This window comes from Streptomyces sp. NPDC046876 (assembly GCF_040645035.1).
Taxonomy (GTDB): Bacteria; Actinomycetota; Actinomycetes; order Streptomycetales; family Streptomycetaceae; genus Streptomyces.
The window spans coordinates 1-16,239 of record NZ_JBEYXK010000055.1; the positions used below are offsets into that span (position 1 = coordinate 1).

General features: G+C 71.9%; 15 protein-coding genes and 1 pseudogene. 4 read left to right on the forward strand and 12 right to left on the reverse strand.

The genetic code is table 11. The features are described from left to right. Positions 1-101 (forward strand): annotated as a pseudogene (locus ABZ924_RS24970) (ATP-binding protein); the annotation flags it as partial. A 186-nt stretch (positions 102-287) separates the two neighbouring features. Here the strand turns inward: ABZ924_RS24970 and ABZ924_RS24975 are convergent. Then, complete coding sequence (locus ABZ924_RS24975; RefSeq protein ID WP_361913822.1) at positions 288-491, reverse strand: acyl-CoA carboxylase subunit epsilon; 204 nt, start codon at positions 489-491, stop codon at positions 288-290. A 23-nt stretch (positions 492-514) separates the two neighbouring features. Then, positions 515-2,098 (reverse strand): acyl-CoA carboxylase subunit beta, encoded by a 1,584-nt coding sequence (locus ABZ924_RS24980; protein ID WP_361913825.1) that lies wholly within the window; start codon positions 2,096-2,098, stop codon positions 515-517. Positions 2,099-2,367: 269 nt separating this feature from the next. Between ABZ924_RS24980 and ABZ924_RS24985 the strand changes: the two genes are divergently transcribed. After that, positions 2,368-2,982 (forward strand): YceI family protein, encoded by a 615-nt coding sequence (locus ABZ924_RS24985; protein WP_361913828.1) that lies wholly within the window; start codon positions 2,368-2,370, stop codon positions 2,980-2,982. A 42-nt stretch (positions 2,983-3,024) separates the two neighbouring features. On the opposite strand, the gene ABZ924_RS24990 is transcribed toward ABZ924_RS24985, so the two are convergent. The 6 genes from ABZ924_RS24990 to ureA form a co-directional block, all read right to left on the reverse strand. Next, on the reverse strand, positions 3,025-4,350 hold the full coding sequence (locus ABZ924_RS24990; protein WP_361913831.1) for a hypothetical protein: 1,326 nt from the start codon (positions 4,348-4,350) through the stop codon (positions 3,025-3,027). Between the two features lie 79 nt (positions 4,351-4,429). Beyond that, complete coding sequence (gene cimA, locus ABZ924_RS24995; protein WP_361913834.1) at positions 4,430-6,052, reverse strand: citramalate synthase; 1,623 nt, start codon at positions 6,050-6,052, stop codon at positions 4,430-4,432. Positions 6,053-6,334: 282 nt separating this feature from the next. After that, positions 6,335-6,943 (reverse strand): TetR/AcrR family transcriptional regulator, encoded by a 609-nt coding sequence (locus ABZ924_RS25000; RefSeq protein WP_361913837.1) that lies wholly within the window; start codon positions 6,941-6,943, stop codon positions 6,335-6,337. A 28-nt stretch (positions 6,944-6,971) separates the two neighbouring features. After that, positions 6,972-8,018 carry an agmatine deiminase family protein gene (locus ABZ924_RS25005; protein WP_361913840.1) on the reverse strand — a complete coding sequence of 349 codons (1,047 nt, stop codon included), beginning with the start codon at positions 8,016-8,018 and terminating at the stop codon, positions 6,972-6,974. 48 nt (positions 8,019-8,066) lie between these two features. Further along, the gene (locus tag ABZ924_RS25010) at positions 8,067-9,800 is read right to left on the reverse strand and encodes an urease subunit alpha (RefSeq protein WP_361913843.1); all 1,734 of its coding nucleotides are present in this window, start codon (positions 9,798-9,800) and stop codon (positions 8,067-8,069) included. Further along, positions 9,797-10,540: an urease subunit gamma gene (ureA, locus tag ABZ924_RS25015; RefSeq protein ID WP_361913846.1), complete on the reverse strand. Its 744-nt coding sequence runs from the start codon at positions 10,538-10,540 to the stop codon at positions 9,797-9,799. The genes ABZ924_RS25010 and ureA overlap by 4 nt, the downstream gene beginning before the upstream one ends. 156 nt (positions 10,541-10,696) lie before the next feature. On the opposite strand from ureA, the gene ABZ924_RS25020 reads away from it, so the two are divergent. Further along, complete coding sequence (locus ABZ924_RS25020; RefSeq protein WP_361913849.1) at positions 10,697-12,139, forward strand: cytosine permease; 1,443 nt, start codon at positions 10,697-10,699, stop codon at positions 12,137-12,139. A 28-nt stretch (positions 12,140-12,167) separates the two neighbouring features. Next, positions 12,168-12,320: a hypothetical protein gene (locus tag ABZ924_RS25025; protein WP_361913852.1), complete on the forward strand. Its 153-nt coding sequence runs from the start codon at positions 12,168-12,170 to the stop codon at positions 12,318-12,320. An 82-nt stretch (positions 12,321-12,402) separates the two neighbouring features. Here ABZ924_RS25025 and ABZ924_RS25030 read toward each other — a convergent pair whose 3' ends face one another. The 4 genes from ABZ924_RS25030 to ABZ924_RS25045 all read right to left on the reverse strand — a co-directional run bounded on the left by ABZ924_RS25030 (position 12,403) and on the right by ABZ924_RS25045 (position 16,157). After that, positions 12,403-13,488, reverse strand: coding sequence for a branched-chain amino acid aminotransferase (locus tag ABZ924_RS25030; protein WP_361913855.1), 1,086 nt, complete (start codon positions 13,486-13,488; stop codon positions 12,403-12,405). 232 nt (positions 13,489-13,720) lie between these two features. Continuing rightward, positions 13,721-14,761 (reverse strand): 3-isopropylmalate dehydrogenase, encoded by a 1,041-nt coding sequence (locus ABZ924_RS25035; protein WP_361913858.1) that lies wholly within the window; start codon positions 14,759-14,761, stop codon positions 13,721-13,723. Between the two features lie 114 nt (positions 14,762-14,875). After that, entirely contained in the window at positions 14,876-15,010 is a 135-nt protein-coding gene (locus tag ABZ924_RS25040) for a hypothetical protein (RefSeq protein ID WP_361913860.1), read from the reverse strand. A gap of 256 nt (positions 15,011-15,266) precedes the next feature. Further along, positions 15,267-16,157: a LysR family transcriptional regulator gene (locus ABZ924_RS25045; RefSeq protein ID WP_361913863.1), complete on the reverse strand. Its 891-nt coding sequence runs from the start codon at positions 16,155-16,157 to the stop codon at positions 15,267-15,269. Between the last annotated feature and the right edge of the window lie 82 nt (positions 16,158-16,239).

Consider the following 16,239-nt stretch of genomic DNA (forward strand, 5'->3'; position numbering starts at 1 on the left):
CCGACGCCCCCATCATCACCACCGACGCACGCCACCGCGCCGACGCCAAGAGCGCCCTCATCACCCTCGTCGAACACGCCCTCATGGCACGACTGCGGTAGTCGTCCTGCACCGGCCCTCCGACCGGTCCGCGTACGCGAAGGCCCCCCGTGTCCTGCCGGCACGGGGGGCCTCGTCGTGGGCACGGGGCTCGTCGTGGGCACGGGGACGTCATCGGGCGCCCCGCCCCGGACATGCGTCAGGCCCCGCACCCTTTTCGGGTGCGGGGCCTGACGGCGTACTGCGGGTCAGCCCTGCCAGCTGTGCGGGGCGCGGAAGCCCAGGGTCCGCTCCAGGCGGCGCCAGCCGGCCTGGGAGCCGATGCGGTGCACCGGGCGGGTCTGCGGAGTGGCGGCGGCGCGGGCGAGCAGGATCGCGGTGATCGCGGCCAGCTCCTCCGGCTCGGCGTTGCCCTTCTCGACGCGCAGCAGGGTGTCGGCAGTCTTGCTCATGTGTGGCAGGTCTCCTTCGCTCGTTACTGCGGCGGGTTGCCGTGCTTGCGGGACGGCAGATCGGCGTGCTTGCTGCGGAGCATCGCGAGGGCGCTGATCAGCGTCTCGCGGGTGTCGGCGGGGTCGATGACGTCGTCGACGAGGCCGCGCTCGGCCGCGTAGTACGGGTGCATCAGCTCGGCCTTGTACTCCTTGACCATGCGGGCGCGCATGGCCTCCGGGTCCTCGGCCTCCGCGATCTGCTTGCGGAAGATGACGTTCGCGGCGCCCTCGGCGCCCATGACCGCGATCTCGTTCGTCGGCCAGGCGTAGGTGATGTCCGCGCCGATGGACTGCGAGTCCATGACGATGTACGCGCCGCCGTAGGCCTTGCGCAGGATCAGGCTGATCCGCGGGACGGTGGCGTTGCAGTACGCGTACAGCAGCTTCGCGCCGTGGCGGATGATGCCGCCGTGCTCCTGGTCGACGCCCGGCAGGAAGCCGGGGACGTCCAGCAGCGTGATGATCGGGATGTTGAAGGCGTCGCACATCTGGACGAAGCGCGCGGCCTTCTCGGAGGCCTCGATGTCGAGGACGCCGGCCAGGTGGGCGGGCTGGTTGGCGACGATGCCGACGACCTGGCCGTCGAGGCGGGCCAGGGCGCAGATGATGTTGCGGGCCCAGCGCTCGTGGATCTCCAGGACGTCGCCGTCGTCGACGAGCTCCTCGATGACCTTGTGCATGTCGTACGGGCGGTTGCCGTCCGCGGGGACCAGGTCCAGCAGGACGTCCGAGCGCCGGTCGGCAGGGTCGGAGGTCTCGTGGACCGGCGGGTTCTCGCGGTTGTTGGAGGGCAGCATCGAGATGAGGTAGCGCACCTCGGCGATGCAGGTCTCCTCGTCGTCGTACGCGAAGTGCGCGACACCGGAGGTCTCGGCGTGCACGTCGGCGCCGCCGAGGCCGTTCTGGGTGATCTCCTCGCCGGTGACGGCGCGGACGACGTCGGGGCCGGTGATGAACATCTGCGAGGTGTCGCGGACCATGAAGACGAAGTCCGTCAGGGCCGGCGAGTACGCGGCGCCGCCGGCGCAGGGGCCCAGCATCACGGAGATCTGCGGGATGACACCCGAGGCCTTGGTGTTGCGCTGGAAGATGCCGCCGTACCCGGCGAGGGCGGAGACGCCCTCCTGGATGCGGGCGCCGGCGCCGTCGTTCAGGGAGACCAGCGGGGCACCGGCCGCGATGGCCATGTCCATGATCTTGTGGATCTTGGTGGCGTGGGCTTCGCCCAGCGCACCGCCGAAGATGCGGAAGTCGTGCGCGTAGACGAAGACGGTGCGGCCTTCGACCGTGCCCCAGCCGGTGATGACACCGTCGGTGTACGGCTTCTTGGCCTCGAGGCCGAAGCCGGTCGCCCGGTGGCGGCGCAGCTGCTCGACCTCCTTGAAGGAACCCTCGTCGAGGAGCAGGGCGATGCGCTCGCGCGCAGTCAGCTTGCCCTTCGCGTGCTGGGCCTCGGTCGCCCGGTCACTCGGTCCACGCCGCGCCTGCTCGCGCAGGGAGTGCAGCTCGGCCACGCGGCCGCGGGCGTCCGTCGGCTCGCTCGGAGTCTGGTCCACTACGGTCATGTACCGACCTTACGAAGCGGTCGATGAAAAACCTCCGTTGGTTCTACACAGTCTCGGCCGTGTTCCGCTGTCCGGCCCGCACAGAACCGCGAAGTCATGCGCGGAGTCCACCAGGCAAGACCATCTTCCGTTGTGGTTATCCCACAAAACGAGCCGACACCTCGCCCAGTTGTTGAAATTTGAACGGAACAGGTCTACGGTGAATGTCGTTGAAGGTTCAACGAACTCGGCTCCCATCGGCCGAGCACCTGACTCCCGAGGAGGAAGCCATGGGTCTGTTCACCCGCCGCACCCAGGACCGCACCACCGCCGCCGTCGCCGCCACGCCCGTCGTGGACCCGGCCCTGGCCGCGCTCACCGGCGACTACGCCATCGACGCCGCCCACAGCAGCATCGGCTTCACCGTCCGCCACGCGATGGTGACCAACGTCCGCGGCAGCTTCGGCGACTACGTGGGCTCGCTCCACCTGGACGGCAGCGACCCCTCCCGCTCCACCGCCTCCATCGACGTGAAGATCGCCTCCGTGGACACCGGCATCGCCGACCGCGACGCCCACCTGCGCGGCGACGACTTCTTCGCAGCCGAGACCTTCCCGGTGATGAGCTTCCGCTCCACCGAGGCGGCCCGGGTCGGCGGGAACACGTACCGCATCACGGGCGAGCTGACGATCAAGGACGTCACCCGTCCGCTCAGCATCGACCTGGAGTTCAACGGCTCCGCCACCGACGTGTACGGCAGCGAGCGCGTCGGCTTCGAGGGCTCCGCCGAGATCCTGCGCTCCGAGTGGGGCCTGACCTGGAACGCGGCGCTGGAGGCCGGCGGCGTCATGGTCAGCGACAAGGTGAAGCTGACCTTCGACATCTCGGCCGTCAAGCAGGGCTGACCGGCAACCCGGCCCACGGCAGTCGGACCCCGGGGGCGGCCGCTAGAAGCCGCCCCCGCCGTCGAAGCCGCCCCCGCCGCCGAAGTCCCCGCCCCCGAAGTCGGAGGCGTCGAAGTCGGCCCCGGAGAAGTCCCCACCGCCGAAGCCGCCGCCGAAGTCGGAGGCGTAGGCCGGACCGGGGGCCATCATGGAGCCGAGCAAGGTGCCCACCAGCAGGCCGGGCAGTATGCCGCCGCCGAAGTACCCGCCGGCCCAGGGGCCGTAGGCGGGTCCGGCGTCGTAGTACGGTCGCGGCCCGTAATCGGTGTCGACCTGGCGGACCATCGGGTCCCTGCCCTCGCGCAGCCGGACGGCGTCCGCCGCGCAGACCGGGACCGTGCGCACCGCCCCGCCGGCCGGGGCCCAGTCGGCGTCCTCGGTGCTCGGCCCGTGCCGCGGGTCGAAGAAGCAGGGCGGGCGCCGCTCGGGCAGCTGCCTGCCCTGGCGCCGCGCATCGAGGCGGGCGAGGGCGAAGCGCCCGTCCTCCAGGGCCTGGGTGACTCCGCGGACCTCGTCCGGCCTGGTCACCGCGGCCATGATGTCCTTTGCCTTCTCGTACGAGTCGAGGGCCTGGCCGTAGTCCGCGCGCATGGCGTCGTCGGCGCCGCGCTCGCCGGGGTGGAAGTCCAGCCGGTCGAGCTCCTCGCCGAAGGCGGTGATGTCCTCGTCGACGACCACGCGCAGCTTCTCCAGGGCCGCGCGCTCCTCTTCCTCCCGCCTCCTGCGGCCGCGTCGGACCAGGGCGTAGGCTCCGCCGCCGCCCACGACCAGGAGAGCGGCGAGGGTCGCCAGCCCGCCGACCGGGACGCCCCCGGTGCCGGCGGAGGAGCCGCCGCTCCAGGAGGCCGGGGCGTGGCCCTTGACTTGCAGGAGGGCCTGGTCGACGAAGTTGTCCAGCTGGGTGGCGGCGTCCACCGGGCCGCCCGCCTTCACCGCGTCGGTGAGGTTGCGGACGGCGTTGACCGGCATGACGGCCTTGTCCGCGCCGGCGTTGAAGCCGTCGCCGAGCCGGATCGCGTACAGCCCGGTGATGCCCGTCTCCGCCCTGACCGTGCGCAGGACGCTGTCGGGCGGGAACTCCCCGGTGGCCGGCAGCACCGCGACGAAGACCGGCTTCCCGGCGTCCTTGATCTTCTTTGCGAGCGCGTCCGCCCGCTCCTTCGGCAGCTGTGCCGAGGCGCGCGGGTCGACGTAGACCGGGCCCTGCTTCAGGGCCTCCGCCACGGCGGCCGGGCCGGTGGCCGCGGAGGCCTGCGGCGCTGCCGCGACGAAGACCGCGCACAGCGCCAGCAGCACACCGGAGAGTACGGATATCAGCCTGGTCCTCATACTCCCGACGCTACCGGAACCGCCCCATTCCCGTGTGAGACGGACATAAGGGCGGACATGGGGGCACCCGGCTGCGGGGTCACTCGGCCGGTTCGACGCCCGCGTGCAGAAGGCCGTACGTGATGGCGTCCTCCAGGGCCTGCCAGGAGGCCGCGATCACGTTCGGGGCGACGCCCACGGTGGACCACTCCCGGGTGCCGTCCGTAGTGGAGATCAGGACCCGCGTCGTGGACTCGGTGCCGTGCTTGCCCTCCAGGATGCGGACCTTGTAGTCGATCAGCTCGAACTTCTCCAGCTGCGGGTAGAAGCGCTCCAGGGCCACCCGCAGCGCCCGGTCCAGCGCGTTGACCGGTCCGTTGCCCTCGGCCGTGGCGACGATGCGCTCGCCCTTGGCCCACAGCTTCACCGTGGCCTCGTTGGCGTGGGTGCCGTCCGGACGGTCCTCGACGATCGCGCGCCAGGACTCCGTACGGAAGTACTTGCGGGCCCGTCCCTCGACTTCGGCGCGCAGCAGCAGCTCGAAGGAGGCGTCCGCGGCCTCGTAGGTGTAGCCGGAGAGCTCGCGCTCCTTGACCCGCTCCACCACGCGGGCGACCAGTGCGCGGTCGCCGCCGAGGTCGACGCCGAGCTCCTTGCCCTTGAGCTCGATGGAGGCCCGGCCGGCCATGTCGGAGACGAGCATCCGCATGGTGTTGCCGACGCGCTCGGGGTCGATGTGCTGGTACAGGTCCGGGTCGACCTTGATGGCGGAGGCGTGCAGGCCCGCCTTGTGCGCGAAGGCGGAGACGCCGACGTACGGCTGGTGCGTGGAGGGGGTGAGATTCACGACCTCGGCGATGGCGTGCGAGATGCGGGTCATCTCGGCGAGGGCGCCCTCGGGGAGCACCGTGCGCCCGTACTTGATCTCCAGTGCGGCGACGACCGGGAAGAGGTTGGCGTTGCCGACCCGCTCGCCGTAGCCGTTGGCGGTGCACTGGACGTGGGTGGCACCGGCGTCGACGGCGGCCAGGGTGTTGGCGACGGCGCAGCCGGTGTCGTCCTGGGCGTGGATGCCGAGGCGGGCGCCGGTGTCGGCGAGGACGGTGGAGACGACCGCGCTGATCTGCGCGGGCAGCATCCCGCCGTTGGTGTCGCAGAGGATGACCACGTCGGCGCCGGCCTCGTGGGCGGTGCGCACGACGGACTTGGCGTACTCGGCGTTGGCCCGGTAGCCGTCGAAGAAGTGCTCGCAGTCGACGAAGACGCGGCGGCCCTGGGAGACCAGGTAGGAGACGGTGTCGCTGACCATGGCGAGGTTCTCGTCCAGGGTGGTGCGCAGGGCGAGCTCGACGTGGCGGTCGTGCGACTTGGCGACGAGGGTGATCACCGGGGCGCCGGACTCCAGCAGGGCCCGTACCTGCGGGTCCTGGTCGGCCGAGCCGCCGGCGCGACGGGTCGCGCCGAAGGCGACGAGCTGGGCGTGCTTGAAGTCGATCTCGGTGCGGGCCCGGGCGAAGAACTCGGTGTCGCGGGGGTTGGCGCCGGGCCAGCCGCCCTCGATGAAGCCCACTCCGAACTCGTCCAGGTGCCGGGCGATCGTCAGCTTGTCCGCGACGGTGAGGTTGATGCCCTCACGCTGGGCGCCGTCGCGCAGGGTGGTGTCGAAGACGTGGAAGCCGTCGCCGGGTCCCTGCGCGGGCGCTGTCGCCTCGGTCGTCGTCATGCTGTCTGACTCCTGTCGGATGAGTGGTTCCGGATGCCCGGGATCCACTGCCCCCATCATGCGCGCGCAGTGCCGTCCCGGCAGGAATGGAGGCCGGTAAACGAAAAGACCCCTCGCGGGTGCGAGAGGTCTGCGCGCGGGTCTGGGGCACGGTGGCCGCTGCCGCGAAGGTTGTCCACGGTTCAGCGGTCACTGCGGACCGGCGCGCTGCTGCCGATAATCATGAGCTGAGCAAGCACGTCCGCAGTGTGTCACAGGGTGCCACCGCAGGGCCGGGCCGTCTCACGATACGAGAGACTGATCAAGGAATTCCGAGACGTGGGCCAGGATGTCCGCCCGCCCGATCCCGGGCAGGCCGACGGCGACCTGGATGCTGAACCCGTCGAGCAGGGCCCGCAGCCGGGCCGCGTACCGGTCGGGGTCAATCGAGCGGAACTCGCCGCGCGAGACGCCCTCGGCGAGGAGGGCCACCAGATCGCGGTGCCAGGCGCCCTCGATGGCGGCCTGCCGGTCGCGTTCGGCCGGGCCGGCGTTCTGCGAGCGGTTCCAGACCTCCAGCCAGAGCGTCCAGTGCGGGTCCCGGACCTCGTCGGGGACGTAGAGGTCCACGTACGCCTGCAGCCGCTCGCGGGCGGTGCCGCGGCGGCCGAGCAGGGACCGCCGCTCGGCGCCGAGGGCCGCCTCGCTCCACTCCAGCGTCTGCAGCAGGAGCTCGTCCTTGCTGCCGAAGTAGTAGAGGAGGTGGCCGCTGCTCATGCCGACCTGGCGGCCCAGGCCCGCCATGGTCAGCCCGTCCAGGCCGCGCTCGGCGATCGTGGCCATGGCGGCGGCGAGGACCTCCTCGCGCGGCGGCGCGTTCTTGCGTGCCGCGCGTACTCCACCGGCCGCCATGGTCCACTCCTCGTCGATCGGCCTCGGCTCACACCTTCGGCTGCTGCTGGGTGATGCAGTGGATACCGCCACCCCCGGCGAAAATCGTACGTGCGTCAACGAGGGTCACGGTCCGCTCGGGGAACAGTCCGCGGAAGATCTCCGCGGCCTCCTCGTCGCGCGGGTCGTCGAAGGCGCACAGCACCACGCCGCCGTTGCAGAGGTAGTGGTTGATGTACGAGTAGTCGACCCACTCGCCGTCCTCCTCCAGCACGGTCGGCGCCGGGACCTCCACGACCTCCAGCCGGCGGCCCTGCGCGTCGGTGGAGGCGCGCAGGATGGCGGCGATGGTCTTGCAGCGCTCGTGGTCCGGGTGGGCCGGGTCGGGCTGGGTGTGGACCATGACCACGCCGGGCCGGGCGAAGGCGGCCACGATGTCGACGTGGCCCTGCGTGCCGTAGGTGCCGTAGTCGCCGGCCAGGCCGTACGGGAGCCAGATCGCCTTGGTGGTGCCGAGGTGGGCGTGGATCTCGGCCTCGACCTGCTCGCGGGTCCAGCCGGGGTTGCGGCCCTGGCCGAGCTGCACGGTGTCGGTGAGGAGCACGGTGCCCTCGCCGTCGACGTGGATGGCGCCGCCCTCGTTGACCAGGGAGGTGCTGTACGTACGGGTGCCGACCAGGTCCGAGACGTGCCGGGCGATCTTGGAGTCGTGGTCCCAGCGGGCCCACTCCTGGGCGCCCCAGCCGTTGAAGGTCCAGTCGACCGCGGCCAGGCCGCCCCGGCCGTCGGTGACGAAGGTCGGGCCGATGTCGCGCATCCAGGCGTCGTCGAGCTCGCGCTCCACGACCGTGAGCTCGTGGCCCTCGCCGGCCCCGGCGATGGCGCGGGCGCCCTCGGCGTCTCCCGGGGAGACGACCAGCGTCAGGGGCTCGTAGGTGCGCACGGCGCGGGCGACGGCGCCCCAGGCCTCGCGGGCCTCGGCGAGCTCCTGGTCGTTGGTGAAGGTCGGGTTGGGGCTGGGCCAGGCCATCCAGGTCCGCTCGTGGGGCGTCCACTCGGCGGGCATCCGGAATCCGTCGGCAACGGGCTTGGTCATGGGAGGGTCCTTAAGGCTGGGCCGGCTGGGGGTGGGAGCCGGGCCGGTTCAGAGGAAGTAGAGGCGGTTCAGGGAGACCGATTCGGCCGCTTCGGAGCGCAGCGGGTCCCCGTCGAGGGTGACGAGGCCGCTGCGCGCGTCCACATCGACCGCGCCCACCCGGGAGTTGAGCAGGAGGTCCCCGGGGCCGATGCCGCGGGTGCCGCGGACGGCGACGCGGCGGCGCCGGGTCGGCATCGCGTCGCCGCCCAGGGCCGCCGCGGCGGCGGAGACGAAGGCGACGGAGATGTCGGCGGCGGTGGCCCCGTACGACCCGAACTGGGGGCCGAGGACCAGCGGTTCGCAGGTGTCGGTGGCGGCGTTGGGGTCGCCGGTGACCCCGTAGGCGGGGAAGCCGGACTTGAGCACGAGCTGGGGCTTGGCGCCGAAGAACTGCGGGCGCCACAGCACGATGTCGGCGAGCTTGCCGACCTCGATGGAGCCGATCTCGTGGGCCAGGCCGTGGGCGATGGCCGGGTTGATGGTCAGCTTGGCCATGTAGCGCAGCACGCGGGCGTTGTCGTCGCCCTCGCCGTCGCCGTCCAGCGGGCCGAGCTCGCCCTTCATCTTGGCGGCCATCGCGAAAGTGCGCCGGATGGTCTCGCCGGCCCGGCCCATGCCCTGGGCGTCGGAGGAGGTGATGCCGATCGCGCCCAGGTCGTGCAGGACGTCCTCGGCGCCCATCGTGCCCGCCCGGATCCGGTCGCGGGCCATGGCCGCATCGCCCGGCAGGTCCGGCTTGAGGTCGTGGACGGAGACGATCATGCCGTAGTGCTCGGCGACCGCGTCCCGGCCGAAGGGCAGGGTGGGGTTGGTGGAGGAGCCGATCACGTTCGGCACGCCCGCCATCTTCAGCACGTTCGGCACGTGCCCGCCGCCGCAGCCCTCGATGTGGAAGGCGTGGATGGTCCGGCCCTCGAGCACGCGCAGGGTGTCCTCGACCGACAGGCACTCGTTCAGGCCGTCCGAGTGCAGTGCGACCTGCACGTCGTGCTCCTCGGCCACCCGCAGTGCGGTGTCCAGCGCCCGGGTGTGGGCGCCCATGTCCTCGTGGACCTTGAAGCCGCAGGCGCCGCCCTCGGCCAGAGCCTCCACCAGCGGGGCCGCCTCGGAGGAGGAGCCGCGCGCGAGGAAGCCGATGTTGACGGGCCAGGCGTCGAAGGCGTTGAAGGCGTGCTTCAGGGCCCACGGGGAGTTGACGCCGACACCCCAGACGGGGCCGAACTCCTGGCCGATGATCGTGGTGACGCCCGCGGCGAGCGAGGCCTCCATGACGCGCGGGGAGAGCAGGTGGACGTGGGTGTCGACGGCACCGGCGGTGGCGATCAGGCCCTCGCCGGAGACGATGCTCGTGCCGGTGCCGACGACGACGTCGACCCCGTCGAGGGTGTCGGGGTTGCCCGCCCGGCCGATCGCGTGGATGCGGCCCTCGCGGATGCCGATGGAGACCTTGCGGATGCCGAGGACGGCGTCGATGACCAGGACGTTGCTGATCACGACGTCGCAGGTCTCGCGGACCGCCGCGGCCTTCAGGTGCAGCCCGTCGCGGGCGGTCTTGCCGAACCCGGCCAGGAACTCGTCGCCGGGCTTTTGGGCGTCGTGCTCGACCCGGACGGTGAGCCCGGAGTCGCCGAGCCGGACGCGGTCGCCGGCGCGGGGGCCGAAGACGGCGGCGTACTCGTGCGGGTCGATGTGCCGGCTGCCCGGCGCGCAGTGGTCGCTGTGCTTGGTCTGCCGGCTCACGCGCGGTCTCCTTCCGTGGTGTCGGCCGTGCTGTCCGTGGTGCCGGCGGTCGCGCTGTGGGGGGTGCCGAGGTATCCGCAGGCCGCGGCGCGGCGCAGGGCCTCCTCCTTGGCCCCGGGGGCGTCGAGCGGGCCGTCGACCAGCCCGGCGAAGCCGATGGCGATGCGGTCGCCGCCGATGGGGACGAGGCCGACCTCGCCCTCGCCGTGCGGGTCGAAGCGCACGGAGGAGCCGGCGGGGACGCACAGGCGCATGCCGTAGGCCGCGGCACGGTCGAAGTCGAGGCGGGGGTTGGCCTCGAAGAAGTGGAAGTGGGAGGTGACGCTCACCGGCACGCCGGCCGTGTTGCGCACGTGCAGGGTCACCACCGGCTCCGGCTGGGGGGCGCCGGGGCCGGGCACGACCGCTCCGGGGGCGTCCTCGCCGAGCGAGGCGGCGCCGCGGATGGGGGCCGAGACCACCGCGAGGCGGGAGCCGTCGTCGAAGACGGCCTCCACGTGCACCTCGGTGACCACGTCGGCCACGCCGGGCAGGACGTCGTCGGGGCCCAGCACGCTGCGGGCCTCCTCGATCGCCTCCGCCAGGCGCTTGCCGTCGCGGGCGGCCTCGCAGACGGTGTCCGCGATCAGCGCCGTGGCCTCGGGGACGTTGAGCCGCAGCCCGCGGGCCCGCCGGGCCCGGGCCAGTTCCGCGGCGCTGCGCAGCAGCAGCCGGTCGCGCTCCGTAGGGGTCAGCCGCACGCCGATCCACCACCTCTTGAGTCGATGGGTTAGAGCATCACTCTAACTCTTCATTTCTCCGCAATGAAGCATTGACCTCACACCAGGGCTTAGGCCACATTGAGTGTCGCTCAAACAAAAACGGAACCACATCCCCCGCTCTGCAAGGGAGCCCCCATGCCCATCGAACAGCGCGGAGTCGACACCATCCCGGAAGAGGAGCGGACGAGCAGTCCCAAGGACCTGCTCTCGATCCTGCTCGGCTCCAACCTCTGTCTCGGCGTGATCGTGTTCGGCTGGCTGCCCCCGTCCTTCGGCCTCGGCCTGTGGCCCTCGGTCACGTCCATCGTGGTCGGCACCCTCGTCGGCATCGCCTTCACCGCGCCGCTGGCGCTGGTCTCCCTGCGCACCGCCACCAACCTCTCGACCTCCAGCGGCGCCCAGTTCGGCGTACGCGGCCGGCTCGTGGGCTCGGTGGTGGGCCTGCTGCTCGCCCTCGGCTACACCGCGCTCACGCTGTGGATCGGCGGCGACGTGATGGCCGGCACCCTCGCCCGGCTGGTCGGCCTGCCCGAGAACGGCCTCACGCGCGCGCTGATGTACGGCGTCCTGGCGGTCGCCACCGTGGTCGGCGCCGTCTTCGGCTACCGGCTGCTGCTGCGGATGAGCAAGGTGCTCTCCATCGGCATGGTGGTCCTGCTCGCCGTGGGCGTGGTCGCCTACTCCCCCGACTTCACCACCGCCGCTCCGCCGGACACCTCGTACCTGCTGGGCTCCTTCTGGCCGACCTGGCTGCTGGCCGCCGTCGCGGCCGGGCTCAGCGGCCCCGTCGCCTTCATCACCCTGCTCGGCGACTACACCCGCTACATCTCGCCCCGCCGGCACAGCCCCCGCAAGGTCTTCCGCTCCACCTGCCTGGGCCTGCTGGTCGGCCTGCTGGTCCCGCAGCTGTTCGGCACCTACACCGCGCTCGCCGCGCGGGCCGGCGCCGAGTACGCCGGGCCGCTCGTGAACGCCGCGCCGTTCTGGTACCTCGTCCCGCTGCTCGTGGCCGCCGCGGCCGGCTCGGTCGGCAACGCCGGGCTGATGCTGTACTCCATGGGCCTCGACCTCGACGCCATCGTGCCCAAGGCCACCCGCGCCAAGGCCACGCTGGTCGCCGCGGGCGTCGCCACCGCCTTCGTCTTCGTGGGCTCCTTCGAGTGGGACGTACAGTCCGCGATGACCTCGTTCGTGCTGCTGCTCACCGCGATCGGCACCCCCTGGGCCGTGATCACCCTGATCGGCTACGTGCGCTGCCGCGGCGCGTACGACGCCGACTCCCTCCAGGTCTTCAACCGTCGGGCCCGCGGCGGCGTCTACTGGTACAGCGGCGGGTGGAACCTGCGCGCCACCGCCTCCTGGGCGGCGGGTGCGGCGGTCGGCCTCGCCGCGGTGTCGACCCCGCTGTACGAGGGCCCGCTGCTGGCCCTCACCGGCGGGGTGGACTGCAGCTTCATCCTGTCGGGGCTGGTCGGCGGTGCCGTGTACGCGGCGCTGACGGTCCGGCCGCAGGCGTCCGCCGCCGAGCCGGTGGCCGCCGAGCCGGCGGAGCGGATGGCGGTGGCGGTCGAACAGTAGGCCGCCGCGAACGACACGGGGAGGCGTCGTGGAAGAACTCGCACATGTGGCGGTAAAGATCGTCAAGGGGGTGGCGGGTCTGGCCTACATGGTGGGCGACGGCCTGCTGGCCATGGCCGGCCCGGAGGGTCCCGTCCACGGGCGCACGAAGAAGGACGACGCGCCGGACGAGGAGCGCTGACCACGCTCCCGTCCCCGCCACAACGGCCGAAGGCCCCCGCGCAGCAGCGCGGGGGCCTTCGGTTGTTCGCGGGGGTGTCGCCCTAGCCGAGCGGGTGCATCCAGCCGTGGGTGTCGGCGCGGTGGCCGGTCTGGAGGTCGAGCAGCGCCTTGCGCAGCTTCATGGTGACCTCGCCGGGCTCGCCGTCGCCCTGGGTCCAGTTGGCGCGCTCGGACTTGACCGAGCCGACCGGGGTGATGACGGCGGCGGTGCCGCAGGCGAACACCTCGGTCAGGGTGCCGTTCTCGTTGTCGCGCTTCCAGTCCTCGGTGGAGATACGTCCCTCCTCGGCGGTGTAGCCGAGGTCCCGGGCGATGGTGAGGAGCGAGTCGCGGGTGATGCCGGGCAGCAGCGAGCCGGTCAGCTCCGGGGTGACGATGCGGTCGCCGTACACGAAGTACAGGTTCATGCCGCCCATCTCCTCGATCCAGCGGTGCTCGACGGCGTCGAGCCAGACCACCTGGTCGCAGCCGTGCTCGGCGGCCTGCGCCTGCGCGACGAGGGAGGCCGCGTAGTTGCCGCCGGTCTTGGCCGCGCCCGTGCCGCCCTTGACGGCGCGCACGTACTCCTCGGAGAGCCAGACGGAGACGGGCTTGACGCCTCCGGGGAAGTACGCCCCGGCCGGCGAGGCGATGACCATGAAGAGGAACTCGTTGGCCGGGCGGACGCCGAGGCCGACCTCGGAGGCGAACATGAAGGGCCGCAGGTACAGCGAGGCCTCGCCGGAGGAGGGCACCCAGGCGCTGTCCTGCTTGATGAGCGCGTCGCAGGCCTCGATGAACAGCTCGGTCGGCAGCTCCGGCATCGCCATGCGGCGGGCGGAGGCCTGGAAGCGCTCGGCGTTGGCCTGCGGGCGGAAGGTGGCGACGGTGCCGTCGGGCTGGCGGTAGGCCTTGAGCCCCTCGAAGATCGTCTGCGCGTAGTGCAGGGTCATGTTCGCCGGGTCGATCGACAGCGGCGCGTACGGGACCAGTTCGGCGTCGTGCCAGCCCCGCCCCTCGGTCCACTTGATCGTCACCATGTGGTCGGTGAAGTGGCGGCCGAAGCCGGGGCTGGCCAGGATCGCCTCGCGCTCCGCATCGGACAGCGGGTTCGAGGAGGGCTTGAGCTCGATCGTGGGCGTCGTCATGAGTGCTTGTCCTTCACCGGTTGTGTATGGCGGACCGCGCTCACGGCGTACTAGGACGTCCGAGCTTCCCCGCATTCCGCGGCCTCGCGTTCGATTATCGCCCGCGCGATCGCTTCGGTGAAGCGGGGAGTATGCGGCCCAGGGGAGATGGTGGCACCCGGGGCCGCACAGGAAAAGCCGCCGGGTGCGATGGTCGCGCGACCCGGCGGCTTCCTGGGGTGGAGCTGCCGGGTCAGCCGGCTACTCGTGCGGCGAGCGCGTCGCCGATCCGGTCGGTGGTGCGGAAGGTGCCGTCGCGCTCCGCGAGGTCGGCCGAGACGGCCTCCTCGATGCGGGCGGCCTGCGCCTCGAAGCCGAGGTGGCGCAGCAGGAGGGCGACCGACAGGACCGTGGCGGTCGGGTCGGCCTTGCCGGTGCCCGCGATGTCCGGGGCCGAACCGTGGACGGGCTCGAACATGGACGGGAAGGTGCCGGTCGGGTTGATGTTCCCGGACGCGGCCAGGCCGATCCCGCCGGTCACGGCGGCAGCCAGGTCGGTCAGGATGTCACCGAAGAGGTTGTCGGTGACGATGACGTCGAAGCGCTCGGGCTGCGTGACGAAGAAGATCGTCGCGGCGTCGACGTGCAGGTAGTCGGTGGTGACCTCGGGGTACTCCCGGCCGACCTTGTCGAAGATGTTCTTCCACATGTGGCCCGCGTACACGAGGACGTTGTTCTTGTGGACCAGCGTCAGCTTCTTGCGCGGGCGGGCGTTGGCGCGCTCGTAGGCGTCCCGCACGACGCGCTCGACGCCGTACGCGGTGTTGATGCTGACCTCGGTGGCCACCTCGGCCGGGGTGCCGGTGCGCAGGGAGCCGCCGTTGCCGGTGTACGGGCCCTCGGTGCCCTCGCGGACCACCACGAAGTCGATCTCCGGGCGGCCGGCGAGCGGGGTGGCCGTGTTCGGGAAGAGCTTCGAGGGGCGCAGGTTGATGAAGTGGTCGAAGGCGAAGCGGAGCTTCAGCAGCAGGCCGCGCTCCAGCACGCCGGAGGGGACCGAGGGGTCTCCGATGGCGCCGAGCAGGATCGCGTCGTGCTGCTTCAGGGCCTCGAGCTCGGCGTCCGGGAGGGTCTCGCCGGTGCGGTGCCAGCGCTGGGCGCCGAGGTCGTACTCCTTGGTCTCCAGCTTCACGTCCTCGGGCAGGACCGCGGTAAGGACCTTGAGGCCCTGAGCCACGACTTCCTGGCCGATGCCATCACCGGGGATCACTGCGAGATTGATGCTGGTCGACATGTCGGAACCGTACTCCGTGTCCCAGCCCGTAGACATATGACGTCCACCATGTGGACCAATGGCTTCGGGCGGGACCGGCGTGGGAGGGGTGTGAGGCGGGGTCGCGGCGGCGGCTCAGTGGCCGGTCGCGCCGCCGTTGTCGCGGCGGTCGAGGGCGCGCTGCAGCGCGGCGGCGGCGTTCCTGCGGTCGGCCTCGCCGGCGGAGGAGCGGCGGACGCGGCGCGGGGCGGCGGGGGAGGTCTTGGTCATGGTGATCGACTCCTTGAGATCACGGCGTGGCGGGGCCACGGATGAGGGGTTCCTTCAAGGCGCCGGAAGGGGCGGGAGCGCTGCGCCGCAGGGGTTGCCTGCCGGGGCGCGCGTCATCGGCCGCCATTCGCCGGATACAGCGAGACGTTCGGCTCCTACAAAGCTAGGGCAGGTCCCGCTGTATGTCTCCGCAATTACTCGGACTTCCTACTATCTGAGACGCACAGCCCGCCGGACGGCCCCCGTCGGACGTCGGCTAGCGGTCCCGCTCGGAGCGGAGTTCCCTGATCAGAGCCCGTACGGCGAGTGTGGCGGCGGATTCCGGTGTGGTGACGTACCCCACCTGTCTCACCGGCCCCGCAGGGCCCAAACCGGTGATCTCGACGGCGTCGCCGGCCTCGCGCAGCGACAGCTCCGGCATGATCGCCATGCCCAGCCCCCGCCCGACCATCGTCAGCACCATCCCGTCGTCCTCCGCCTTGACCGTGGCGCACGGGATCCAGTCCTGGGCCCGCCACCACGCACGGGTGTACGAGCCGCAGTTCTCGTCCCAGTCCAGCAGGGGCAGCGACTTCGGGTCCGGGTGCCCGGCCGGGTGGACCAGGGCGTACGACTCCCGCGCCAGGACACCGGTCAGCACGCCCGGCGGCAGGCCGGAGCCGTCCGCGTTCAGGGTGGCGATGCCCAGGTCGGCGCGGCCGGCGGCCACTTCTCCGGCCGTGCCGGCGCCCAGTTCCCGCACCACCCGCACCTCAGGGCGGATGCCGGGGTGCCGCGCGGTGAGCCGCTCCAGGGCGGGCGGCAGCAGGTGCAGGGCCGCGCTGCGGAACGCCGCGATGCGCAGCACTCCCTCCGGGGCGTCCCGGCCGGCGGCGCGCGCCTCGGTGCCGAGGACCTCGTACAGCCTGAGGATGCGGCGGCCGAGGGCGACGGCCCGCTCCCCCGCCGCGGTGGGCACGGCGCCGGAGCGGCCGCGCTCGAAGAGGACCGCGCCGAGCTTGGCCTCGCTGCCGCGCACCGAGTGCGAGACGGCGGACTGGGTCACGCCGAGGCGGGCCGCCGCGGCGGAGAAGCCGCCGGCCTCGGCGACGGCGACCAGGACCCGCAGCTCCTGGGGGGCGAGTTCGGCCGGTCCTGCACCTGCCATCGGGGCGTTCACCTCGGTCTATGAGCGGCGTTCACGGTTCTTCGGCTTCCATGAGCCAAACCCTCTGCCCGGCCCGCGGATT

What these genes read in the sequence shown, in the direction of transcription:
- ABZ924_RS24975 (WP_361913822.1), bottom strand. Translation starts at nt 491, where the DNA reads ATGAGCAAGACTGCCGACACCCTGCTGCGCGTCGAGAAGGGCAACGCC.
- ABZ924_RS24980 (WP_361913825.1), bottom strand. Translation starts at nt 2,098, where the DNA reads ATGACCGTAGTGGACCAGACTCCGAGCGAGCCGACGGACGCCCGCGGC.
- ABZ924_RS24985 (WP_361913828.1), top strand. Translation starts at nt 2,368, where the DNA reads ATGGGTCTGTTCACCCGCCGCACCCAGGACCGCACCACCGCCGCCGTC.
- ABZ924_RS24990 (WP_361913831.1), bottom strand. Translation starts at nt 4,350, where the DNA reads ATGAGGACCAGGCTGATATCCGTACTCTCCGGTGTGCTGCTGGCGCTG.
- cimA (WP_361913834.1), bottom strand. Translation starts at nt 6,052, where the DNA reads ATGACGACGACCGAGGCGACAGCGCCCGCGCAGGGACCCGGCGACGGC.
- ABZ924_RS25000 (WP_361913837.1), bottom strand. Translation starts at nt 6,943, where the DNA reads ATGGCGGCCGGTGGAGTACGCGCGGCACGCAAGAACGCGCCGCCGCGC.
- ABZ924_RS25005 (WP_361913840.1), bottom strand. Translation starts at nt 8,018, where the DNA reads ATGACCAAGCCCGTTGCCGACGGATTCCGGATGCCCGCCGAGTGGACG.
- ABZ924_RS25020 (WP_361913849.1), top strand. Translation starts at nt 10,697, where the DNA reads ATGCCCATCGAACAGCGCGGAGTCGACACCATCCCGGAAGAGGAGCGG.
- ABZ924_RS25030 (WP_361913855.1), bottom strand. Translation starts at nt 13,488, where the DNA reads ATGACGACGCCCACGATCGAGCTCAAGCCCTCCTCGAACCCGCTGTCC.
- ABZ924_RS25035 (WP_361913858.1), bottom strand. Translation starts at nt 14,761, where the DNA reads ATGTCGACCAGCATCAATCTCGCAGTGATCCCCGGTGATGGCATCGGC.
- ABZ924_RS25040 (WP_361913860.1), bottom strand. Translation starts at nt 15,010, where the DNA reads ATGACCAAGACCTCCCCCGCCGCCCCGCGCCGCGTCCGCCGCTCCTCC.
- ABZ924_RS25045 (WP_361913863.1), bottom strand. Translation starts at nt 16,157, where the DNA reads ATGGCAGGTGCAGGACCGGCCGAACTCGCCCCCCAGGAGCTGCGGGTC.